17 protein-coding genes are annotated in these 19,054 nt (G+C 38.9%); 6 read left to right on the plus strand and 11 right to left on the minus strand.

Going from position 1 to position 19,054, the window contains the following annotated elements; translation table 11 throughout:
* The first annotated feature begins 68 nt into the window (after positions 1–68).
* Positions 69–1,040, plus strand: a complete 972-nt coding sequence (gene trpS / locus FCR2A7T_RS02055) for a tryptophan--tRNA ligase (RefSeq protein ID WP_023569608.1) — start codon at positions 69–71, stop codon at positions 1,038–1,040.
* Positions 1,041–1,145: 105 nt separating this feature from the next.
* On the opposite strand, the gene dprA is transcribed toward trpS, so the two are convergent.
* Positions 1,146–2,249: a DNA-processing protein DprA gene (gene dprA / locus FCR2A7T_RS02060; protein WP_035117021.1), complete on the minus strand. Its 1,104-nt coding sequence runs from the start codon at positions 2,247–2,249 to the stop codon at positions 1,146–1,148.
* Between the two features lie 270 nt (positions 2,250–2,519).
* Between dprA and FCR2A7T_RS02065 the strand changes: the two genes are divergently transcribed.
* The 4 genes from FCR2A7T_RS02065 to FCR2A7T_RS02080 all read left to right on the plus strand — a co-directional run bounded on the left by FCR2A7T_RS02065 (position 2,520) and on the right by FCR2A7T_RS02080 (position 6,431).
* Positions 2,520–3,458, plus strand: coding sequence for an HU domain-containing protein (locus FCR2A7T_RS02065; RefSeq protein WP_023569610.1), 939 nt, complete (start codon positions 2,520–2,522; stop codon positions 3,456–3,458).
* A gap of 71 nt (positions 3,459–3,529) precedes the next feature.
* A complete protein-coding gene (locus FCR2A7T_RS02070) occupies positions 3,530–4,045 on the plus strand; it encodes an acyl-CoA thioesterase (RefSeq protein ID WP_023569611.1) in 516 nt (171 codons plus the stop codon).
* Between the two features lie 156 nt (positions 4,046–4,201).
* On the plus strand, positions 4,202–5,980 hold the full coding sequence (locus FCR2A7T_RS02075; protein ID WP_023569612.1) for a hypothetical protein: 1,779 nt from the start codon (positions 4,202–4,204) through the stop codon (positions 5,978–5,980).
* A 7-nt stretch (positions 5,981–5,987) separates the two neighbouring features.
* Complete coding sequence (locus FCR2A7T_RS02080) at positions 5,988–6,431, plus strand: hypothetical protein (protein ID WP_023569613.1); 444 nt, start codon at positions 5,988–5,990, stop codon at positions 6,429–6,431.
* Positions 6,432–6,595: 164 nt separating this feature from the next.
* On the opposite strand, the gene FCR2A7T_RS02085 is transcribed toward FCR2A7T_RS02080, so the two are convergent.
* The 7 genes from FCR2A7T_RS02085 to FCR2A7T_RS02115 form a co-directional block, all read right to left on the minus strand.
* Complete coding sequence (locus tag FCR2A7T_RS02085) at positions 6,596–7,843, minus strand: murein hydrolase activator EnvC family protein (RefSeq protein WP_023569614.1); 1,248 nt, start codon at positions 7,841–7,843, stop codon at positions 6,596–6,598.
* A gap of 23 nt (positions 7,844–7,866) precedes the next feature.
* Positions 7,867–8,631, minus strand: coding sequence for a DUF4292 domain-containing protein (locus FCR2A7T_RS02090; protein WP_035116852.1), 765 nt, complete (start codon positions 8,629–8,631; stop codon positions 7,867–7,869).
* Entirely contained in the window at positions 8,631–9,983 is a 1,353-nt protein-coding gene (locus FCR2A7T_RS02095) for a tetratricopeptide repeat protein (RefSeq protein WP_023569615.1), read from the minus strand. Before FCR2A7T_RS02095 ends, FCR2A7T_RS02090 begins: the two co-directional genes overlap by 1 nt.
* Before the next feature lie 4 nt (positions 9,984–9,987).
* Positions 9,988–10,998, minus strand: a complete 1,011-nt coding sequence (locus FCR2A7T_RS02100) for a sugar phosphate nucleotidyltransferase (protein ID WP_035116855.1) — start codon at positions 10,996–10,998, stop codon at positions 9,988–9,990.
* An 88-nt stretch (positions 10,999–11,086) separates the two neighbouring features.
* A complete protein-coding gene (dut, locus tag FCR2A7T_RS02105; protein ID WP_023569617.1) occupies positions 11,087–11,521 on the minus strand; it encodes a dUTP diphosphatase in 435 nt (144 codons plus the stop codon).
* A gap of 42 nt (positions 11,522–11,563) precedes the next feature.
* Entirely contained in the window at positions 11,564–13,030 is a 1,467-nt protein-coding gene (locus FCR2A7T_RS02110) for a lipopolysaccharide biosynthesis protein (protein ID WP_035116857.1), read from the minus strand.
* 38 nt (positions 13,031–13,068) lie between these two features.
* The gene (locus FCR2A7T_RS02115; RefSeq protein WP_035116860.1) at positions 13,069–13,512 is read right to left on the minus strand and encodes a hypothetical protein; all 444 of its coding nucleotides are present in this window, start codon (positions 13,510–13,512) and stop codon (positions 13,069–13,071) included.
* A gap of 142 nt (positions 13,513–13,654) precedes the next feature.
* Between FCR2A7T_RS02115 and FCR2A7T_RS02120 the strand changes: the two genes are divergently transcribed.
* Positions 13,655–15,739: a prolyl oligopeptidase family serine peptidase gene (locus FCR2A7T_RS02120; RefSeq protein ID WP_035116862.1), complete on the plus strand. Its 2,085-nt coding sequence runs from the start codon at positions 13,655–13,657 to the stop codon at positions 15,737–15,739.
* A gap of 27 nt (positions 15,740–15,766) precedes the next feature.
* Here the strand turns inward: FCR2A7T_RS02120 and FCR2A7T_RS02125 are convergent, their stop codons facing one another.
* The 3 genes from FCR2A7T_RS02125 to atpA all read right to left on the minus strand — a co-directional run bounded on the left by FCR2A7T_RS02125 (position 15,767) and on the right by atpA (position 19,020).
* Positions 15,767–16,258, minus strand: coding sequence for a hypothetical protein (locus tag FCR2A7T_RS02125; RefSeq protein ID WP_131473126.1), 492 nt, complete (start codon positions 16,256–16,258; stop codon positions 15,767–15,769).
* 249 nt (positions 16,259–16,507) lie between these two features.
* On the minus strand, positions 16,508–17,368 hold the full coding sequence (gene atpG / locus FCR2A7T_RS02130; protein ID WP_023569623.1) for an ATP synthase F1 subunit gamma: 861 nt from the start codon (positions 17,366–17,368) through the stop codon (positions 16,508–16,510).
* A 77-nt stretch (positions 17,369–17,445) separates the two neighbouring features.
* The gene (gene atpA / locus FCR2A7T_RS02135; protein WP_023569624.1) at positions 17,446–19,020 is read right to left on the minus strand and encodes a F0F1 ATP synthase subunit alpha; all 1,575 of its coding nucleotides are present in this window, start codon (positions 19,018–19,020) and stop codon (positions 17,446–17,448) included.
* Between the last annotated feature and the right edge of the window lie 34 nt (positions 19,021–19,054).

Genomic DNA, 19,054 nt, shown 5'->3' on the forward strand with positions numbered 1-19,054 from the left:
GTACCAAAAATAACAATTCGAGGCTTACATTTTCGTAAAACCTTTACCTTTGCGTAAATTATTTACCAATGGCAAAAATATTAACCGGAGTTCAAAGTACAGGAACCCCACACTTAGGAAATCTTTTGGGTGCAATTTTACCGGCCATCGAAATGGCCAACCAACCCGAAAACGAACCGTTTCTTTTCATCGCCGATTTGCATTCGGTGACCCAAATTAAAGACGGAAAAACATTGCGTGAAAACACCTATAGTGTAGCAGCAACTTGGCTTGCCTGCGGTTTGGATATTAATAAAGTGGTGTTTTACCGTCAGAGTGATGTGCCGCAAACTGCCGAATTATCCTGGTATTTAAGCTGTTTCTTCCCGTTTCAGCGTTTGACGTTGGCTCATTCTTTCAAAGATAAAGCCGACCGTTTGGACGATGTGAATGCCGGATTGTTTTCCTATCCGATGTTAATGGCGGCCGACATTTTATTGTATGATGCCAATTTCGTTCCGGTTGGAAAAGACCAATTACAGCATTTGGAAATCACCCGCGATGTGGCTTCCCGTTTTAATTTTCAGATGGGTGAAACCTTTGTGCTTCCGGAAGCGAAAATTCAGGAAGACAGCATGATTATTCCCGGAACCGATGGTGAAAAAATGAGTAAGTCCCGAAATAATTTTATCAATATTTTTCTGGATGACAAAGCATTACGCAAACAAATCATGTCGATTGAAACCGACAGTACCCCATTGGAAGAACCGAAAAATCCAGATACCTGCAACGCTTTTGCCTTGTACCGTTTATTGGCCACTCCGGAACAAATTGAAACCATGCGCAACAATTACTTGGGCGGGAATTACGGTTACGGCCATGCGAAACAGGCGTTGTTCGAATTGATTGTAGAGCGATTCCAAACCGAACGCGAAAAATATCACTACTACATGAGCAACCTTGAAGAAGTGGACCGATTACTGAAAATAGGTGCCGGAAAAGCGCACAAAGTTGCCGATGGTGTTTTGGCCCGAGTGAGAGAAAAATTAGGATTTGAATAAATACTAAAGACATCAGAAACCACAATACCGACAACTTATACTTTTTACAACCGCAGTTTTGCAGATTTTTTTATACTCTGTAAAACTGCGGTTTTCTTTACTCCTTTAAATGGCTTCAAACAATTTTCCTGGTAACGGCCGAATGACACCCTTCAGTTCCATATTTAAAAGCAGCGAAGAAATTTTAAAAATTGGAAATTCGCATTCGAATGCAATGCTGTCAAGCAATTCCTTTCCGTTCTTTTGAAGGAAGTCGTATATTTTTTGTTCCTCGGCATCCAACGAAATAAAAAGTTGTTTCTGAATAGGTTTTACAGCTTTTTCTTCAAGTTCCCAATTCAGCATATAAACAACGTCGGCAGCAGAAGTTAGCAAATGAGCACGTTGGGTTTTGATGAGATTGTTGCAACCCTGACTGTATTTGTCCGAACTTCTTCCCGGCACCGCAAACACATCCCGATTGTAATCGTTGGCAATATTGGCCGTGATTAACGAACCGCCTTTCTCGGCACTTTCGATTACAATGGTGGCTTCCGACATTCCGGCAACGATGCGGTTCCGTTTGATAAAATTCTCCCGTTCCGGACTGGACGAACTCCAAAATTCCGTTAGAAATCCACCGTTTTGTTCCATCTTTGCGATGTACCTTTTGTGTATTTTGGGATAAATCTGATTGAGTCCGTGTGCCAGTACACCGACGGTTTGCAAACCACAATCGATTGCCGACTGATGCGCGATGATGTCCACACCGTAAGCAAAACCGCTGACGATAACCGGGTTTAACGGCGCTAAATCTTCAATTAATTTGCGGCAAAAATCGGCACCGTAACTGGTTACCTGTCGCGTTCCTACAATGCTAATCAGTTTTTGACGCTGCAAATTAATCGCGCCCGACTGAAACAAAACTACCGGACCGTCGATGCAATGCTTGAGGCGTTCGGGATAGTGTTCTTCCTGATAAAAGCTAAAATCAATGTTTTGGTTTTCGATAAAATCCAGTTCCGATTTGGCCAGATCGAAAACGTAGGTATTTTGAAGATTCCGGTACAGCATTTCCCCTACGCCATCGATGGCAAAGAGTTGTTTTTTCTTGGCGGAGAAAACCTGTTCGGCAGAACCGCAGTGATGGATAAGTTTTTTGGCAACGATGTCACCTACTCCTTCAACTTTTAATAAAGCGAGGGTGTAATACAAATCGGATGTTGTCATGGCGTATAAATAAAGTTCAAAGAAAATCAATTTTTTCATATTTTGAAATAAAAAGATTACAGAAATTAAAACAGACTCTCCCATAGCCCCGGTTGGAGTGGCATCTTTTTAGGCCTGATAAGGACTAAAAAATAGAACGGAAAACGGGAAAACGGACCGCAAAAAAGCCCAAGCCCTTAGCTCCCAAATCGTTACAGCAAAAAACGCAATTGTTAATAACATTTGTTGATAATTTTTGGTTATAGCTATTGAATAATTAAATTTGTAGATATGAAGATTGAAAACTACATCTCGGCTTTATTGTATCGCTATCAATGCGTTACTGTTCCCGGTTTTGGTGCGTTTCTGACGGAAATCCAGTCGGCGCAGCTTAACGGAAGCACCCATACATTTTATCCGCCCAAAAAAGTGGTTTCGTTCAATCCGCATTTAAAAAACAATGACGGTTTGCTGGTGAATCACGTGGCGTTGCAGGAAAAAATTTCCTATGAAGACGCGATTATGGCCGTGCAAAACGTAGTGGCGTTATGGAAAGAGCAATTGCAACGAAGAGAAACCTTGGAATTGAAAAATATTGGTTCCATTTCGGTGAATGCAGAATGGAACTGGGTTTTTGAACCGATAACGGCAGTTAATTATCTGTCGGATGCTTTTGGTTTGAGCGCGGTGGTTTCCCCTGCGGTACAACGGGAAGTATTGAAAGCACAAGTGGAAGCTTTGGAAGAAAAAGCTCCGATTGTTTTCACGCCGGAAAGAAAGAAAAATTATTCGTTCCTTAAATATGCTGCAGCCATTGTAATGACGCTGGGTGCTGGAGGTGCGGCTTACAAATACCAATACGAGCAACAGTTTGCCAACGACAGCCTGATGGTGGAAAAAGCGGTACAGGAAAAAGTACAAAGCAAAATTCAGGCAGCAACCTTTTTTATTGAAACTCCGTTGCCGGCGGTGACGTTGAATGTGAGCGACAATGCGGTAAAACCGTATCATATTGTGGCGGGTTCGTTCCGAAATGAAGCGAATGCGGATAAAATTTTCAATGAACTGAAAGCCTTAGGTTTTGAACCTATCCGTTTGGAGCAGAATCAGTTTGGCTTGTTTCCGGTTTTGTATGGCAGTTTTGCCAGCTATACCGAAGCGCAAACCAAAATGAAGGAAATTCATAAAAGCCACAACAAAGAAGCCTGGCTATTGATTAAAGAGCTATAAAATTATTAAATCCTCAAAAATTGAGGATTTTTTTATGTTTTTATTGCTAACTTTGCAAAAACACACGACCGATGCAAGAGAAATTTCCTTTAGACTCCCTAACCGTTTTAACCGACTTGGTTTTACCGGGAGAAACCAACCCACTGAACAATCTTTTTGGCGGCGAATTGCTGGCACGCATTGACCGTGCGGCGAGTATCACGGCGAGAAGACATTCCCGAAGAATCTGTGTTACGGCTTCGGTGAACCATGTGGCGTTTAACCGTGCGATTCCTCTGGGCGCCGTGGTAACCATTGAAGCAAAAGTTTCCAGAACCTTTACCAGTTCAATGGAAATCGTAATCGATGTTTGGACGGAAGACCGCGAATCCGGAATAAAAAACAGTGCCGGACAGGCCATTTATACTTTTGTAGCCGTGGATGATACCGGAAATCCGGTTCCTGTGCCACCGGTAGTGCCCCAAACCGAAGAAGATAAAAAACGATTCGAAGCGGCCTTGCGCAGAAAACAGTTGAGTTTAATTCTTGCCGGAAAAATGAAACCAGCCGATGCTACCGAATTGAAGGCGTTGTTTGCCGGGGAATAAAAACAGATAACAGATTGCAATTTGCAGATTTAAAAAAGCGTTTGTTTGGGCAAACGCTTTTTTGTTTGTGTTAAATTGTTTACGGTTTTATTATCTAAATTAAAATTTGTAAGTTTTATTTGCTAAATTAGTAATCTAATTATTAATCAAACGATTATGAAGCAACAAGCAACAAGCAACAAGCAACTTTTAACTTACCTATTTAGCCTTCTTTTATCGATGTGCGTACTTTCAAGTTGTGAGAAAGACTTATACGAAGATGCGTTTCAAAATGATAATGCTAAAATGATTGTCAAAAGGATGAACAAAAAAGATCTTGAAAAATTTCCTCTTTTACAGCAAAAACTAAATCATATAGAATTATTTAAAAATTCTGTTCATAACAAAATAATAACCGATACTGTCTACAATTTCGCCATAAGCACTGATGAAGCGGTGTACATAGAAGAAGGAGATTATCATTCCTTTACTTTTCCAATTAACAGAAAAGACAGCTACGGGAAACTTGAAAACCTATTGGTTTCTAAAAACAAAGAGGGCGGATACAATACTTTTCTTGTACAATATGATTTTTCCGCTTTAAAGTTAAAAACCATAACAAAAGAGGAACTTAAAACACACTCAACCAAGTTCACTTATATCGATTTTGACAGCAATAATTTGCTAAATTCCAAAATTGGAGCATTCTCGGTATACATGTGTAGCGAAACATGGACTGGAGTAGAACATGAAATCTATGAAGGTAATTATGATGGTGATGCAGTTGATGTGGAAATCATATGGACAAATACAGCTTCTACTTGCAGTTGGGTGGCAACTACAGATGGTTTTTTTGGAAGTGGCGGAACAACTTCATCGACATCTTCCGGAAACGGAACGGGCAACACAGGAGGCAGCACACCAAACACCGGAAGTTCGAACATTGACATTGTAGGCACACTTTATACTGCCCCAACACCATGTACCAACTGTCCTGATTTAAACTTAATGTATGCCGACTTTCTTTCCGAATTAAACAATACACAATTATCTTATTTAAACGCTAATCTTGACATAAAAGAACAGATTAAAAACTATTTTAATCAGCCGGGCGCAAGTAGTGCATTTGCACTTGAGGCTTTGAATAATATTATTAATGGGGGTGACTCAGACTTTAGAAATGAGGTCATTTTACATCAATCCGTAAAAAACAATCAAAAACTAAAATGTGTTTTCGATAAATTAAAGGGTTTATCGAGTACAATTTTTAACGACATTATTAATGATAACTTTGCCAGCTCTAAAAAAGCCCATATTAGATTTGAAATTGGCAATACCCCAAATGGTGAAGACGCCGTGACGTTACCTTTTATCGGCAACCCCAATGACCCAACAAGTGCTGTATATAAAGTTATCATAAACAGCAATTCAATTAATAATTTATCAAACATAGAAATTGCTCTAATCTATATTCATGAATCGATACACGCAGAATTACTAGACAGATGTTTTAGATTAGGATTAATTAGGAGCATTAGTTATCAAAATGGAACACCAAACATTATATTCAACGATAACCCGGATATTTCATATAATACTTCTGATACATTATTTAGCGCCTTAGCTATACATTATTTTCATTATGATGGTGGTTCTGAATGGAATCACAATTTATTTACAATTTTGAACTACAGAACAAAGATGGTCCAGAATTTGATTAATATCCACCCATGGTTAAACAGTTCGAATAGTGATTTTGTAAACAACGTTAATAATGATCCTTATATTGTAGGAGGTCCATACTCCTTACAGCAACTAATGGAATATATCAGTTGGATTGGTTTAGAAGGCACACAGGAATACAATAATACTATTTTCAACAATCAAAACGAGTTGTCTAAAAAAGTTTACATTCAAATTGCAGCTAAAACAAAGTATACGAACAATTGTAATTAAAAAACATATGAAAAGTAAAGCATTAATACTCGTTTTGATTTTTTTTAAGAGCTATATTGCCTTTCCGCAAGATAAAAAAGCAATTTTAATAAATTATGACAAATCAATATATATTAATAAAGACGCTTTGATTAGTAATGTATACCACGTTTATGCAAGTATCAAAAGCTCAGACCCAAGATTTCTATCTGATCAGTATCAATTTCAGATAATTGGGACTGGGCTTGACGAATTACCTTTGGAAAAAATCAAAGAAAAAGCAGATCTAAACACTGTTAAGAAAAGTCTATCTTTTACAGATTTAAAAAAAATGAAGGCCTGTGAACTCCATGAATTACTGAGTTTATGTAAGAATATCTATTTAATAAAAAAAGAAAATGATGAGTATTTTTTTTGGAGATTACATTATACCGGAACAACAAAGAATGCAGTTATCACAAACACAAACTAAGACAAACTATTTACAATTACTTTTTGATATTTTCTAATTCAACAAAAAAAGCCGTCTCGCGACCGGAGGGCACTAAAAAAACGCTTATTTTGATTGGCGTTAATTTTAGACGATAGAAAAAACGGTAACAAAAAAGCGAATCAATAATTGGTTCGCTTTTTTTATTACATATTACTAATCCAACTCTGCGGATTGAGCGTTGTCGTATTTTGCAGCACCAGGAACTTCATTACGGATTTTCCGGAAGAGTTGGTGTGAATTCGGCCGATATTCTGTTTCGCAGCAACCTTGTCTCCTTTACCCACTGCCACACTCGACAAGTTAAGGTATACCGTGATGTAATCTCCGTGTTGGATATAAACGGCTTTATTGTTGGCGTTAATTACCTGAACCTGCAAAACCTCACCGGCAAAAACTGCTCTGGCATTGGAACCGCTTTCGGTGGTAATCTCCACGCCACTATTATGGACTGTCAAATCCGGGTACGATGGATGTGGCTGATCGCCATACCCTAGCGAAACATACCCTTTCGCTACCGGCCAAGGCAAACGCCCGCGGCTGGCTTTGAAATTGTCTGCCAATTCTTTTCCTTCTGTCGTTAGGACAAATTTGGCTGGGTCTGCTGCTCCGGAAGTTGATTTTACAATGGTTTTCCCGGAAGCATTCGCTTTTTTATTCGCAGCCGCAATCGCCTCACGAATCATTTTTTGGATTTGTTTGTCGATAGCTCTGGATTCAGCCTGTTTTTTCTTGATTTCAGCGGCGTATTTTTTCTTGTCTTTCTGTACGATTTGGGCTAGGCGTTGTTGTTCGGCTTTGTCTTTTTCGTATTCGCGTTTCTCCTTTTCGCTTTCTGCCAGTACTTTTTCTTTTTCCTTTTTTTTCACTTCCAGCACCGTGGTAGCCTGTGAAAGTTCATTGGATTTCATTTTGATTTCATCGCCCTGCATTTTCCGGAAACTGGCATATTGCTTCATGTACTGCATACGCTTATAGGCCTGAAGAAAATTCTGGGATGAAAGAATAAACATGTACCGGCTTTGTTCCGAACGGCTCTTGTACGATTTGACAATCATGTTCGAATAATCGGTTTTCAGGTCTTTTAATTCCCGATTTAGTTTATTGATTTCCAATTGCTTCAGATAAATATCATCGGAAAGCAATCTTTTTTGCTTGGCAGTCGTATTAATCAATTTCTGGCTCAACTGAATTTTCTTATTCTGTTGGGCAATCTGACCTAAAATGTTTTTTTCTTTTTTCCTTTCTTCCTGAAGACGCAATTGCACTTCCTGAATTTCTTTTTGGAGTTGTGCTTTTCGTTCTTCCAACTGGCGCTGCTTGTCGTCGTTAGGCTGTGACCAGGCAACTGTGGCCAAACAAAAGAAAAATATAGTGAGCAGTACTTTACGCATCGTTGTAAATAATTTTGGCAAATTTAGTCAATAAAAATTTGTTCGTAGCCTTCCGGCACATCATAGCTGAAAGATAATCCTTCATCAAACGAAACGGAATTGTATCCGATTTGTATGGCGACTTTATCTTTCTGAAACGCCTGAATGAAAATATCAAACGGCATAATTCCTTTCGGAGATTCTTTATGGGAAAGATAATTAATTTCCAGGGAACGGTCTTCTTCTTTTTGGGCAAGTACTTCTTTTTTCAGCAGAAAATTAGCGCCTTCAAATAAAAACTCTTTTTCAGTTGCACCGCTTGATTTGCTTTTTAGTTTGTACAGATTGTTTTCTACCGATTCCACATATTTTCCTTGAGTCAAATCGTCTAAGGCCAATCCGAGAAACAGATTCTGGACTTTTTGATAATCAAGGTCTGTTCCCAGCCATTTGCTTAATAACGAATAATTGCCTTCAAAATATTTGCCGTTGATTTTTTCATAATAACTGACTTTCTCCGGTGTAATCATCGCTTTGGCCATTGTGATTCCGAAAAAGCGCACAATCACCAAAATCTTTTCATCCTTTTTCATGCGGATTTCCGCCGTAACATTTTGCGTTTGTTTGTCATCTTCATACCGCGCACTCGCTTTAATGTTCAGCGTTTCAAAATTTTTCCTGTTGGCATAGTGTCCGGAAATAATTTTGGATACCGCTACATTATCAGCGGCACCCTGTTCGGCAACCACCTGTTTCGTTTTACAGGAAACTAAAAATAAAAGTCCGAAGACCACAAGCCACTTTTGCATTATTTTTTTTGTTTTAGCAATTGTTCCGCCTTATTGAAATAGGTGTATTTCTTGGTTTGATCCCCTAATCCGTTATAGGCTTCTCCTAACTGAATATTGAAATTGATCTCCAAATCAATATCTCCTGCTACAAAATCCATACCTGAATTTAAAATCCCAATTGCTTTTTTATAATTCTTCATTTGATTTTGCGCCATGCCGGCATAAAAATACAATCGGGCATGCGTAGGATACAATTCCAGAAAATCTTCGGCTTTCCTACTTACTTTATCAAATTGGTTTTTCTCGGCATAGGCTTCCAGCAATAATTCTATAACGAGTATATCGTCTTTTTGTTTCAACAGACTTTTTTCAAAGTAATGAATGGCCTTGTCGGATTTTTTCTTGTTCAGAAAAAAAATACCGATTTCTTTGGCCACATTTACCGAAGTGTCGTCATCAAAATAATCTACTGCTTTATCCAGTTCCTTATCGAAAGTATTGGTATTGTTTACAAAAATTAAAAATTCGTTTAAGATGCGGTGTTTGATTTTGCGTTCGATTTTAGAACTGTTCAACACCAGATGCATTGCCTGAGCTGCTTTTTCACCGTTCCCGTTATTGAGGTGGAATTTAAACAGACTTACTTGTGCCCAATCGGAATTAGGAATGTTTTTTTCTAATTTCCGGGCCACTTCCATCGCTTTTTCCTCCTGATTGCTTTCGGAATACAGGTAAATCAGCTGAATGTAATTTTCTTCCACTTGCGGAAATTTCACAATCGCGGCTTCCAATTGCTCTTTTTCCGGTTTTTTGGACTGATTTTCACTCAAAATCTGAAGTTTGTAGGTTTCCATCATTTGAGAGATGTTTGAGGTGCGTTCCATTTCTTCAATTAACGCCAGCGCTTTATCAAACTGTCGTGTGTACATGTACAACGAAACCAAATCGTCCTGGAAATTCTTGTCAAATTCGATTAGTTTCTGCACCACAACAATCGATTGCGGATAATCTTTCGTTTCATAAAAAACATCGTAAAGACCATTCCAATACCAACGTTCTTTCGGATTTAAATCGACCGCTTTCTGAAAAGCCCGTTGCGCCTCGGGATATTTTTTCAAAGCCAGCCAATTTTTCCCCAATTCATGATACAAAACCGGATTGTTGGGTTCGGTTTTCAGACACTTCTCGAGTTCAGGAATGGCTTTGTCGTAATTTTCAATCCCTTTTTGTTTAAGGGCTTCGAAGAAATGTTCTTCAAATTCGTTTTTCGCAACTGCAATGGAATCCGGTTCGGTTTGGGCAAAAGAAACGACTGAGAACAGTAAAATTCCCAACGAAAACGCTCTTATTATCCAAACTTTCCCTTTCATATCCTTATTCTAAAACGGAATAATCTCCGATACTGACATTTGTAAAATTCCCGTCAAACGTGGCATGATTTCCAATCATCGCGTTATCAAGATTTGCATTTTTAATATGGGTATGCGTTTGTATCAAACTGTTTTTGATTTTCGAATTCGTTACATGGGTGGCATTCCCCAAGGATACATTTGGTCCAACGACTGTGTTGATCAACACCACATTTTCACCTATAAAACAAGGCGGAATAATCGTGGAATTTTCAATTCGAACCGTATCCGAAACCAAATTCGAACCGTCTTTGTGCAGGAAATTCAACATACGGGAATTGGTATCGACCGTTACATCTTTGTTTCCGCAGTCCATCCATTCGTCTACCTTTCCGGGAACAAATTTCAGTCCTTTTTGTTTCATGTTTTCCAGTCCATCCGTCAATTGGTATTCCCCTCCTTTAACAACATTATTATCCAATAAATATTGCAATTCGGCGCGTAAAGTTTCCCCGCTTTTGAAATAATAAATTCCGATGATTGCTAAATCCGAGACAAACTCTTTCGGTTTTTCCACGAAATCCACAATCTGATTGTTTTCATTCAGTTGTACTACCCCAAAAGCACTCGGGTCTTCCACTTGTTTTACCCAGATTACACTGTCGGCCGAAGTGTCCAATGTAAAATCAGCGCGGAAAAGTGTGTCGGCATACGCTACTACAATCGGACCACTCATACTTTCCTTAGCACACATTATGGCATGAGCCGTTCCCAAAGCCTCGTTCTGATAGTAAATCGTTCCTCTGGAGCCCAATTTTTCAGCAATCGCAATTAAATCATTTTCCACCGCTTTACCGAAACTTTCATGAATGATAAACGCGATTTCGTCGATTTCCTGATTGATGACCCCGGCAATATCTTCCACCAAACGGTGTACAATAGGCTTTCCGGCAATTGGAATTAAAGGTTTTGGAATGGTTAGGGTATGTGGGCGAAGACGTGAACCGCGTCCTGCCATAGGTACTATTATTTTCATGATAACTTATTAAAAGATTGAAAAATTAAAAAATTGAAAAATCCATACGAACCTTTAAATCGTTTAATCTTTAAATTATTAAATCTACTTATTTTACTCCGGTACTTCCAAAACCACCTTCTCCACGTGATGTTTCGGAAAGCTCAACCGTTTCCTGCCATTCCGCGCGTTCGTGTTTGGCGATAATTAATTGGGCAATGCGTTCACCATTTTCGATTACAAAAGGCTCGTTGGATAAATTGACCAAAATCACACCGATTTCACCGCGGTAATCTGCATCGACCGTTCCGGGAGAATTCAAAACCGTAATCCCTTTTTTGAATGCCAGTCCGCTTCTGGGGCGCACCTGAGCTTCGTAGCCAATAGGCAATTCGATGAAAAGTCCGGTTTTCACCAAGGCTCTTTCCAGAGGGTTTAATGTAATTGGGTCGGATATATTGGCCCTCAAATCCATTCCCGCCGAAGCATTTGTTTCGTAGTTGGGTAACGGATGTTGGGACTTATTGATGATTTTAATGGTCATTCTAAGAAAAATTAAAATAATGAAAGTTTAAAAGTAAAAAAATTATACCACTTTGCGTTTGATAATGCGTAGTAATGTTTCCTTTTCGTTGTGATAAATGAAATAGGTGAAAACCAATATTGCGGCGATTCCGAAAATATAGCTTTCGCGGAACATCGGAACATAAAACGAGAGTCCGGCCAACAATGTCGAAACCCCCAAATAACCGAAAATACGTTTTTTATCATACGGAATCGGATACTGCTTGTTCCCGAGATAATAGGAAATCATCATCATCGAACCGTAGGCAGCTAAAGTCGCCACAGCCGAACCCATGTAACTGAATTTCGGAATCAGTAAAAAATTTAAAATTAGGGTCACCAACGCTCCAAATGCCGAAATATAAGCTCCGATTTTAGTCTTGTCAATCAGCTTGTACCATACCGAAAGATTGGTGTAAATCCCCAAAAAGAAATTGGCTAAAATAATTAAAGGAACGACTTTCATCGCGTCCCAATAATCACTATTCGGTACTAAAAATAATTTTATAATGTCCGAAAAAACGACCACTCCCAAGAAAATCAATGATCCAAAAATCACAAAATATTTAGTCACAGTGGCATAGGTTTGTGGCGCGTTTTCATTACCGGCATGACTGAAAAAGAAGGGTTCGATTCCTAAGGTATAAGCCGTTCGAAACAAAACCATAAACAAACCGATTTTGTAACAAGCGCCATAGGCTCCGATATCGGATAAACTTACATTCAGGAATTTTAAAAGGATTTTATCGAAATGCTCGTTGATTCCAAAAGCAATTCCAGCAAATAAAATGGGTCCGCCATAACGCATCATCTGTTTCCAGAGCGTTGCGTTAAAGTGCCATTTCATCGTAAAATAATCGGGAAGGAAAACTAATAACGTGGCCAGGCTTGCGATGAGATTAGCGATAAAAATGTAGCCAATCTGGAATTTAGGAATGTAAATACTGCTCCAAAAACCGTCCGGTTGTGTCGCCACAATTTTGGGAAGAAATATCAAAAAGAAAATATTTAACCCTAAATTAATCAATACATTTCCAATCTTGATTACTGCATATTTTATTGGGCGCTGTTGGGCTCTTAACTTGGAAAAGGGAACCACAACCAAAGCATCCAGTGCCAATATCCAGATGGTATAAATAATGTATTGTGAATCAACTTCGATAGCGCTTGCGATACTGTCTTTGAACAAAATAGCAATCAATAAAAAGGCAATGGTTGACCACACTAAGGAGATTGTAGTCGTTTCTATAACACTTTTCTTGTTTTCCTCTTTATTGTAAAACCGGAAAAAAGCCGTTTCCATTCCGTAAGACAAAATCACATTGAAGAACACCATCCATGAAAAAATTACCGTTATTTCCCCAAATTCGCTTTTGTTTGGCAGGTATTTAACGTATAATGGATTGAGTAAAAAACTGATCATTCGCGGAAGTACCGTGGCGATTCCGTAAATGAACGTTTGTTTGAAAAGATTTTTATATAAACTCAAAGCGTTTTGTTTTGACTAATGATACGCAAAAGTAACATTTATCTTGGTTTGTTCATCGACGGATACGCCAGCATTTCTTTTTCCTTCACATTTTTGATGGTATGTACCTTCGTTTTACCGTTTTGCTTAAAATAGAGCACGGCCTTGGTACTCTCGGGCAAAGGCTCGTTAACCGGCTCTTGGTCTGGCATATTTTTTCCGCCGCTCTTTGTGATGATGTAAGCGGTATAATGCAATCCGTCCTGCGTTTGAAAAACGGCTTCTTTCCCTTTAAAAACTACTTTTTCAAGTTTCGTTTGATTGGAAAGCGGCGTTTGGAAAACCACGTGAAAATTAATTCCGGCTCCGCCACCACGTACACCGGACACCCAGCCTTCAAAATAGGTTTCCGTAAGCGATCGTGTCACGCTTTCGGAGATTTTTTTTTGCGACGCACAGGAAACAAAAAACATAGCAGTTAATAGAAGGAATATGTGTTTCATGATTTTTTGGGTTAGTCCGTTTCATCGGTTGTAGAAAATCCCCGATTCCGCTGTAAGTATTTTAGCCTTAAATGTAGTTATTTTAATGAAGATGTAAAAGTCAAACCCTATATTTGTTGTGATATTACAGGCTGACTTCAAAATGAAAAAAATCTTTGTTTTATATATGTTGCTTTGTACTGTTTTTACTTTTTCGCAAAACGCAGTTACAACAAAAAAAATACCTTCTCCCTTCGTTAAACACGGCATTTCCCTACCTGATGATTACGCTTGGCTGGAGAATACCAAATCTGCAGACGTGACGAATTGGGTCGACAATCAGAATAAAACAACAGAAACCCACTTTGAAGAAATCAATCTGACAAAATCGATCGCTTCCAAAATTAGGGAATACGATCGTTTGGCTGTTGGAGTCTTACCGGAGAAAAAAGGGAAATATTTTTATCAGTTGTATCGGAAAGACGACACAAAATCGGCTTATCTTACTTACCGGAAAAAAGTTGATGATTTTCCTATGGAAATTGTCAATCCTTACAAAATATACAATGAGCCGACGGTTTTTATCAACGGATATTATCCGTCCAAAAACTCCAAATATGTAGCAACCAAATTCAACACCAATGGCAGCGACAAAAACGAAGTACGGTTTTACAATTTAACTTCGGGAAATAATGTGCCGGATGCCCTTAAAGACCTGAAATACTCGGGTGTGGAATGGAACGAAGACGAAGGCGTTTTTTACAAAAGAAACCAAAACGCTCAGGTTTTTGCCAAAGATTCCACTTATCAGTTGTATTATCACAAAATGGGCGAAAGTCAGGACAAAGACATCCTGGTATTTGACACTTCAAAATCCGAGACCAACTTTACCTTTTTCACGTCCCGCGGACGTCTTTTTATTACAGAAACAAACAAAGAAGAGACTGTTAAAAAATACTATTCGGCTTCTTTGAAAACGGTTCCGTTTCAGCTTGAAAAATTCATTGAAGACGACAGCCGAAATTTTAAATTTATAAGTTATCGCAACAACAGAGTGTATTTTTCTTCCGGAAAATACGATTGGGGAGAAATCCGATCAATGGACATTGCAAACCCCAAAGACGAAGTCGTCGTCATTCCGCAGATTTACAATAACTTATTGGTAAGCCAATATTTTATTGACGATTATATCGTTTGCAAATACAAAACGGTCGGGAAAAATTACCTGATTGTGTATGAGAACTCCGGGGCTTTTTTCAAGAAAATCGATCTTCCCGTGGGAGTCGATTTACGATTCAAATTTTATGATCCGGAAACCAAAACCCTTTTTGTTACCTTTTTTTCCCGAACAATTCCAAACCAAAATTATACCATAAATCTGTTGACCGGCGAAGCCAATGCGTATTACAATGACTTCATTAAACCCAAACCAACCATTTTTCCGTTAAATTATTTTGAGACAAAATCCGTTACCTTCAAAAGCAGAGACGGGAAAGATGTTCCGATTACGATTGTACATAAAAAAGGACTTCCATTAGACGGCAAAAACCCAACATTGCTTGAGGCCTATGGCGGATTTGGAATTGTCAGCGGTCCTGATTTTGAATCCGGTTTGCTTTATTTCCTTGGAAACGGCGGCATATATGCCTTTGCGGAAATTCGAGGCGGTGGTGAAAAAGGGATTAATTGGCACAAAGACGGAAAAGGCCTTAAAAAAATTAACGGGTTTAATGATTTCATCGATGCGGCAGAATTTCTGATTCGGGAAAAATACACCTCGCCCAATAAACTTGCGATTTCCGGGACTTCGCATGGCGGTTTGGTAGTGGGTGTAGCAATGACCCAACGACCGGATTTGTTTAAAGTCGTTGTTCCGGTTGCCGGGGTATTTGATATGGCCCGATACAATTTATTTACAACCGGAAAATACCATTTGGATGAATTTGGTGATCCGGATAACAAATCCGAATTTGAAGCGTTACTGAAGTATTCTCCCTATCACAACATACAGGAAAATGTAAATTATCCGATAACATTGGTGCTTTCGGGTGAAAATGACGACAGGGTGACACCTTTTCAATCGTATAAATTTGCTGCAAAACTTCAAAACAGAGTCGCTCAGAAAAATCCGATTTACATTAACGTTCTGAAAAAAACCGGACACAGCGGAAGAGGTCATACCTATGATGGTCGCATCGAATCGCAATCAGAATTTTTTGGCTTTTTGCTCTATCATTTAAACAAATAGCTTGCCACTCGTAAAATAAAACCTAAATTATTGGGGCTGAAATTCAGATTCCTGTTCGCTGACTTTTTTTATCAGATAGTAATTCAATTCCCTGTTTACAAAATATTCCAGCAAAGCCTGATCATCATCAATCGGAAAAGGCGGGTTTTCGAATAAAGTTGATTTAACGGTCGTGGATCCTGAAGAAACATCGTCGGCAGGATTTGCATTATTAGGAAAATTGGCAAGATAAAGTAATTCCGACAAGGCAATCACTTTGGTTTTTTGTCCTCTGAAATACAATTCGCCCAGAAAAATTGCATCGGAAATCGGTTCTTTTAACTCAATGTAAAAATGAGTTCCTGCACCGCCCCCGCGAACACCGGAAACCCAGTTTTCAAAATAAGTGTTTTTAATTTCTATCGGAGCGTTTGCTAACACTCCTTTGTCGGCCGAATCGTAATTTGTCGAATCAAATTCTTCCTTTGAGCAGCTTTGGAAGAAAAAAAATAGGGCGGTAAGTGCTAAAATTCTTTTCATTTCTTTGTTTTTTAAATGGATTGTTCCGGGTGAGGAATCGCAATAAAAAAACAGAACCTGACTCCTATTCCCGATAGGATATGAATGCATTACTCAACTGTTGATACAGAAAGCTGCAAAAAAAGTGAACCGCAAAAAAAGATTTTAAGCGTTTTAAGGTCGTAACAGATTGATAGTTAATCCGTTAAACAAAGGTAGTAAAAAAGGACCAACAGTTGTTGATCCTTTAGTCTATTTCAAGAAATATTCTTAATTATTTAAAGCTTCCGCTCCACCAACAATCTCTAAGATTTCGTTAGTAATAGCAGCCTGGCGTGCTTTATTGTATGTCAATTTCAATTGATTTCTCAATTCGGTTGCGTTGTCCGTTGCTTTGTGCATTGCGGTCATACGTGCACCGTGTTCTGCAGCGAAAGAATCTCGTACCGCTTTGTACAATTGTGTTTTTAATGACTTAGGAATTAAAGTCAACACAATTTCTTCTTTTGACGGTTCGAAAATATAATCGGAAGTGGTAACCGCTTTACTTTCAATTGGCGCCAATGGTAAGAATTGTTCGGTAACTACAATTTGTGTAGCAGCATTTTTAAATTGATTGTATACCAATTCGATTTTATCGTACTCTCCATCTACAAATAAATGGGTCAATGCTTCTGCTACGTGTGCAGCATTGTCAAAGGTTAAGTCGTCAAAAATATCGCTACGGTTGGCTACCACGTAATTCGTTTTCACCAAAGCATCGTGTGCTTTTTTACCGATAGCAAAAACACCTACCTGTTTTCCGGCATAAGTGGTTTCGGAAAGGTTTTTAACCTGTTTTAATACGTTGGCATTAAAAGCCCCACACAAACCTCTGTTTGATGTTACTACAACCAACAATACTTTTTTAACCTCACGCTGATCAGTATATTTTCCGGCGAAGTCACCTTCCAAAGAAGCACTCAGGTTTTGAATTAATTCGGTTAATTTTTCGGCATAAGGGCGCATTGCTGTAATCGCATCTTGTGCTTTTTTCAACTTTGCCGCAGATACCATTTTCATCGCCGATGTGATTTGCATCGTAGATGAAACCGAAGTAATCCTGTTACGTATTTCCTTTAAATTTGCCATTGTTACTTTGAAAATGTGACAATTTGAATATTTGAAGATGCAGTATCACATCTTCAAATCGTCAAACCATCAAATTATTAATATTTTGCAGAAATCTCTTTTGCGGCTTTCTCTAATACATCAGTGATGTTATCATCGAATTTACCCGCTTTTAAAGCGTCCAACACATCTCTGTGTTTCGCGTTCATGTATTCCAAGAAATCTTTTTCAAATTCTTTTACTTTTTCAACCGGAACGTTTCTCAATAAGTTTTTCGTTCCAGCATAGATAATCGCAACCTGCTCTTCTACTGTAAACGGAGTATTTACCGCTTGTTTCAAGATTTCAACGTTACGTTTACCTTTTTCGATTACGTTTAATGTAACCGCATCCAAGTCAGATCCGAATTTAGCAAACGCTTCCAATTCACGGAATTGCGCCTGGTCTAATTTCAAAGTACCGGATACTTTTTTCATGGATTTAATCTGTGCATTACCTCCAACACGCGATACCGAAATACCTACGTTAATTGCCGGACGAACCCCAGAGTTGAATAAATCACCATCCAAGAAAATCTGACCATCCGTAATCGAAATTACGTTGGTTGGGATATACGCAGAAACGTCACCCGCTTGTGTTTCGATGATTGGTAACGCCGTTAACGAACCACCACCTTTAACGATTGGTTTTAACGTTTCCGGTAAATCGTTCATGTTTTTAGCAATACTGTCATCCGCGATTACTTTACAAGCTCTCTCTAATAAACGAGAGTGAAGGTAGAAAACGTCTCCAGGATACGCCTCACGTCCCGGCGGTCTTCTTAACAACAAAGATACCTCTCGGTACGCCACCGCTTGTTTTGATAAATCATCATAAATGATCAAAGCCGGACGACCTGAATCACGGAAATACTCTCCGATAGCAGCACCTGCCATTGGAGCATATACCTGCATTGGAGCAGGGTCAGAAGCGTTAGCTGCTACGATAATCGTATACGCCATTGCGCCTTTTTCTTCTAATGTTTTTGCAATTCCAGCTACTGTAGACGCTTTTTGTCCTACGGCAACATAGATACAGAATACTGGTTTACCAGCATCGTAGAATTCTTTTTGATTCAAAATGGTATCGATACATACAGTAGTTTTACCAGTTTGACGGTCACCAATTACCAACTCACGTTGTCCACGACCTACCGGGATCATCGCATCGATAGATTTGATACCTGTTTGTAATGGTTCAGTTACCGGCTGACGGAAGATAACTCCAGGAGCTTTTCTTTCCAATGGCATTTCGTAAAGATCACCACCGATTGGTCCTTTACCGTCGATTGGGTTACCTAAAGTATCCACAACACGACCTACCATTTGCTCACCAACTTTTAAAGAAGCGATACGCTGAGTTCTTTTCACCGTTGAACCTTCACGGATTCCGGTAGAAGGTCCTAATAATACCACCCCTACGTTGTCTTCCTCAAGATTCAATACAATAGCTTCCAACCCGTTTTCGAATTGTACTAACTCACCGTATTGAGCGTTAGACAACCCGTAAACACGAGCGATACCGTCTCCTACCTGAAGAACTGTTCCCACTTCTTCTAAAGTAGCACCTGATTCAAAACCAGATAATTGTTTCTTTAATATTGCTGAAATTTCAGCAGCTTTAATTTCTGCCATTCTGTTTTATAATTTAAACGCCTTCCGACGTGGT

Source organism: Flavobacterium cauense R2A-7 (genome assembly GCF_000498475.1).
In the GTDB taxonomy this organism is placed as follows: domain Bacteria; phylum Bacteroidota; class Bacteroidia; order Flavobacteriales; family Flavobacteriaceae; genus Flavobacterium; species Flavobacterium cauense.

Coding starts and splice junctions, on each gene's coding strand:
- FCR2A7T_RS02115 (WP_035116860.1), bottom strand. CDS start 13,512: ATGAAACACATATTCCTTCTATTAACTGCTATGTTTTTTGTTTCCTGT.
- FCR2A7T_RS02080 (WP_023569613.1), top strand. CDS start 5,988: ATGAAAAGTAAAGCATTAATACTCGTTTTGATTTTTTTTAAGAGCTAT.
- FCR2A7T_RS02125 (WP_131473126.1), bottom strand. CDS start 16,258: ATGAAAAGAATTTTAGCACTTACCGCCCTATTTTTTTTCTTCCAAAGC.
- FCR2A7T_RS02120 (WP_035116862.1), top strand. CDS start 13,655: ATGAAAAAAATCTTTGTTTTATATATGTTGCTTTGTACTGTTTTTACT.
- trpS (WP_023569608.1), top strand. CDS start 69: ATGGCAAAAATATTAACCGGAGTTCAAAGTACAGGAACCCCACACTTA.
- FCR2A7T_RS02100 (WP_035116855.1), bottom strand. CDS start 10,998: ATGAAAATAATAGTACCTATGGCAGGACGCGGTTCACGTCTTCGCCCA.
- dut (WP_023569617.1), bottom strand. CDS start 11,521: ATGACCATTAAAATCATCAATAAGTCCCAACATCCGTTACCCAACTAC.
- FCR2A7T_RS02090 (WP_035116852.1), bottom strand. CDS start 8,631: ATGCAAAAGTGGCTTGTGGTCTTCGGACTTTTATTTTTAGTTTCCTGT.
- FCR2A7T_RS02095 (WP_023569615.1), bottom strand. CDS start 9,983: ATGAAAGGGAAAGTTTGGATAATAAGAGCGTTTTCGTTGGGAATTTTA.
- atpG (WP_023569623.1), bottom strand. CDS start 17,368: ATGGCAAATTTAAAGGAAATACGTAACAGGATTACTTCGGTTTCATCT.
- FCR2A7T_RS02085 (WP_023569614.1), bottom strand. CDS start 7,843: ATGCGTAAAGTACTGCTCACTATATTTTTCTTTTGTTTGGCCACAGTT.
- FCR2A7T_RS02075 (WP_023569612.1), top strand. CDS start 4,202: ATGAAGCAACAAGCAACAAGCAACAAGCAACTTTTAACTTACCTATTT.
- FCR2A7T_RS02065 (WP_023569610.1), top strand. CDS start 2,520: ATGAAGATTGAAAACTACATCTCGGCTTTATTGTATCGCTATCAATGC.
- atpA (WP_023569624.1), bottom strand. CDS start 19,020: ATGGCAGAAATTAAAGCTGCTGAAATTTCAGCAATATTAAAGAAACAA.
- FCR2A7T_RS02070 (WP_023569611.1), top strand. CDS start 3,530: ATGCAAGAGAAATTTCCTTTAGACTCCCTAACCGTTTTAACCGACTTG.
- dprA (WP_035117021.1), bottom strand. CDS start 2,249: ATGACAACATCCGATTTGTATTACACCCTCGCTTTATTAAAAGTTGAA.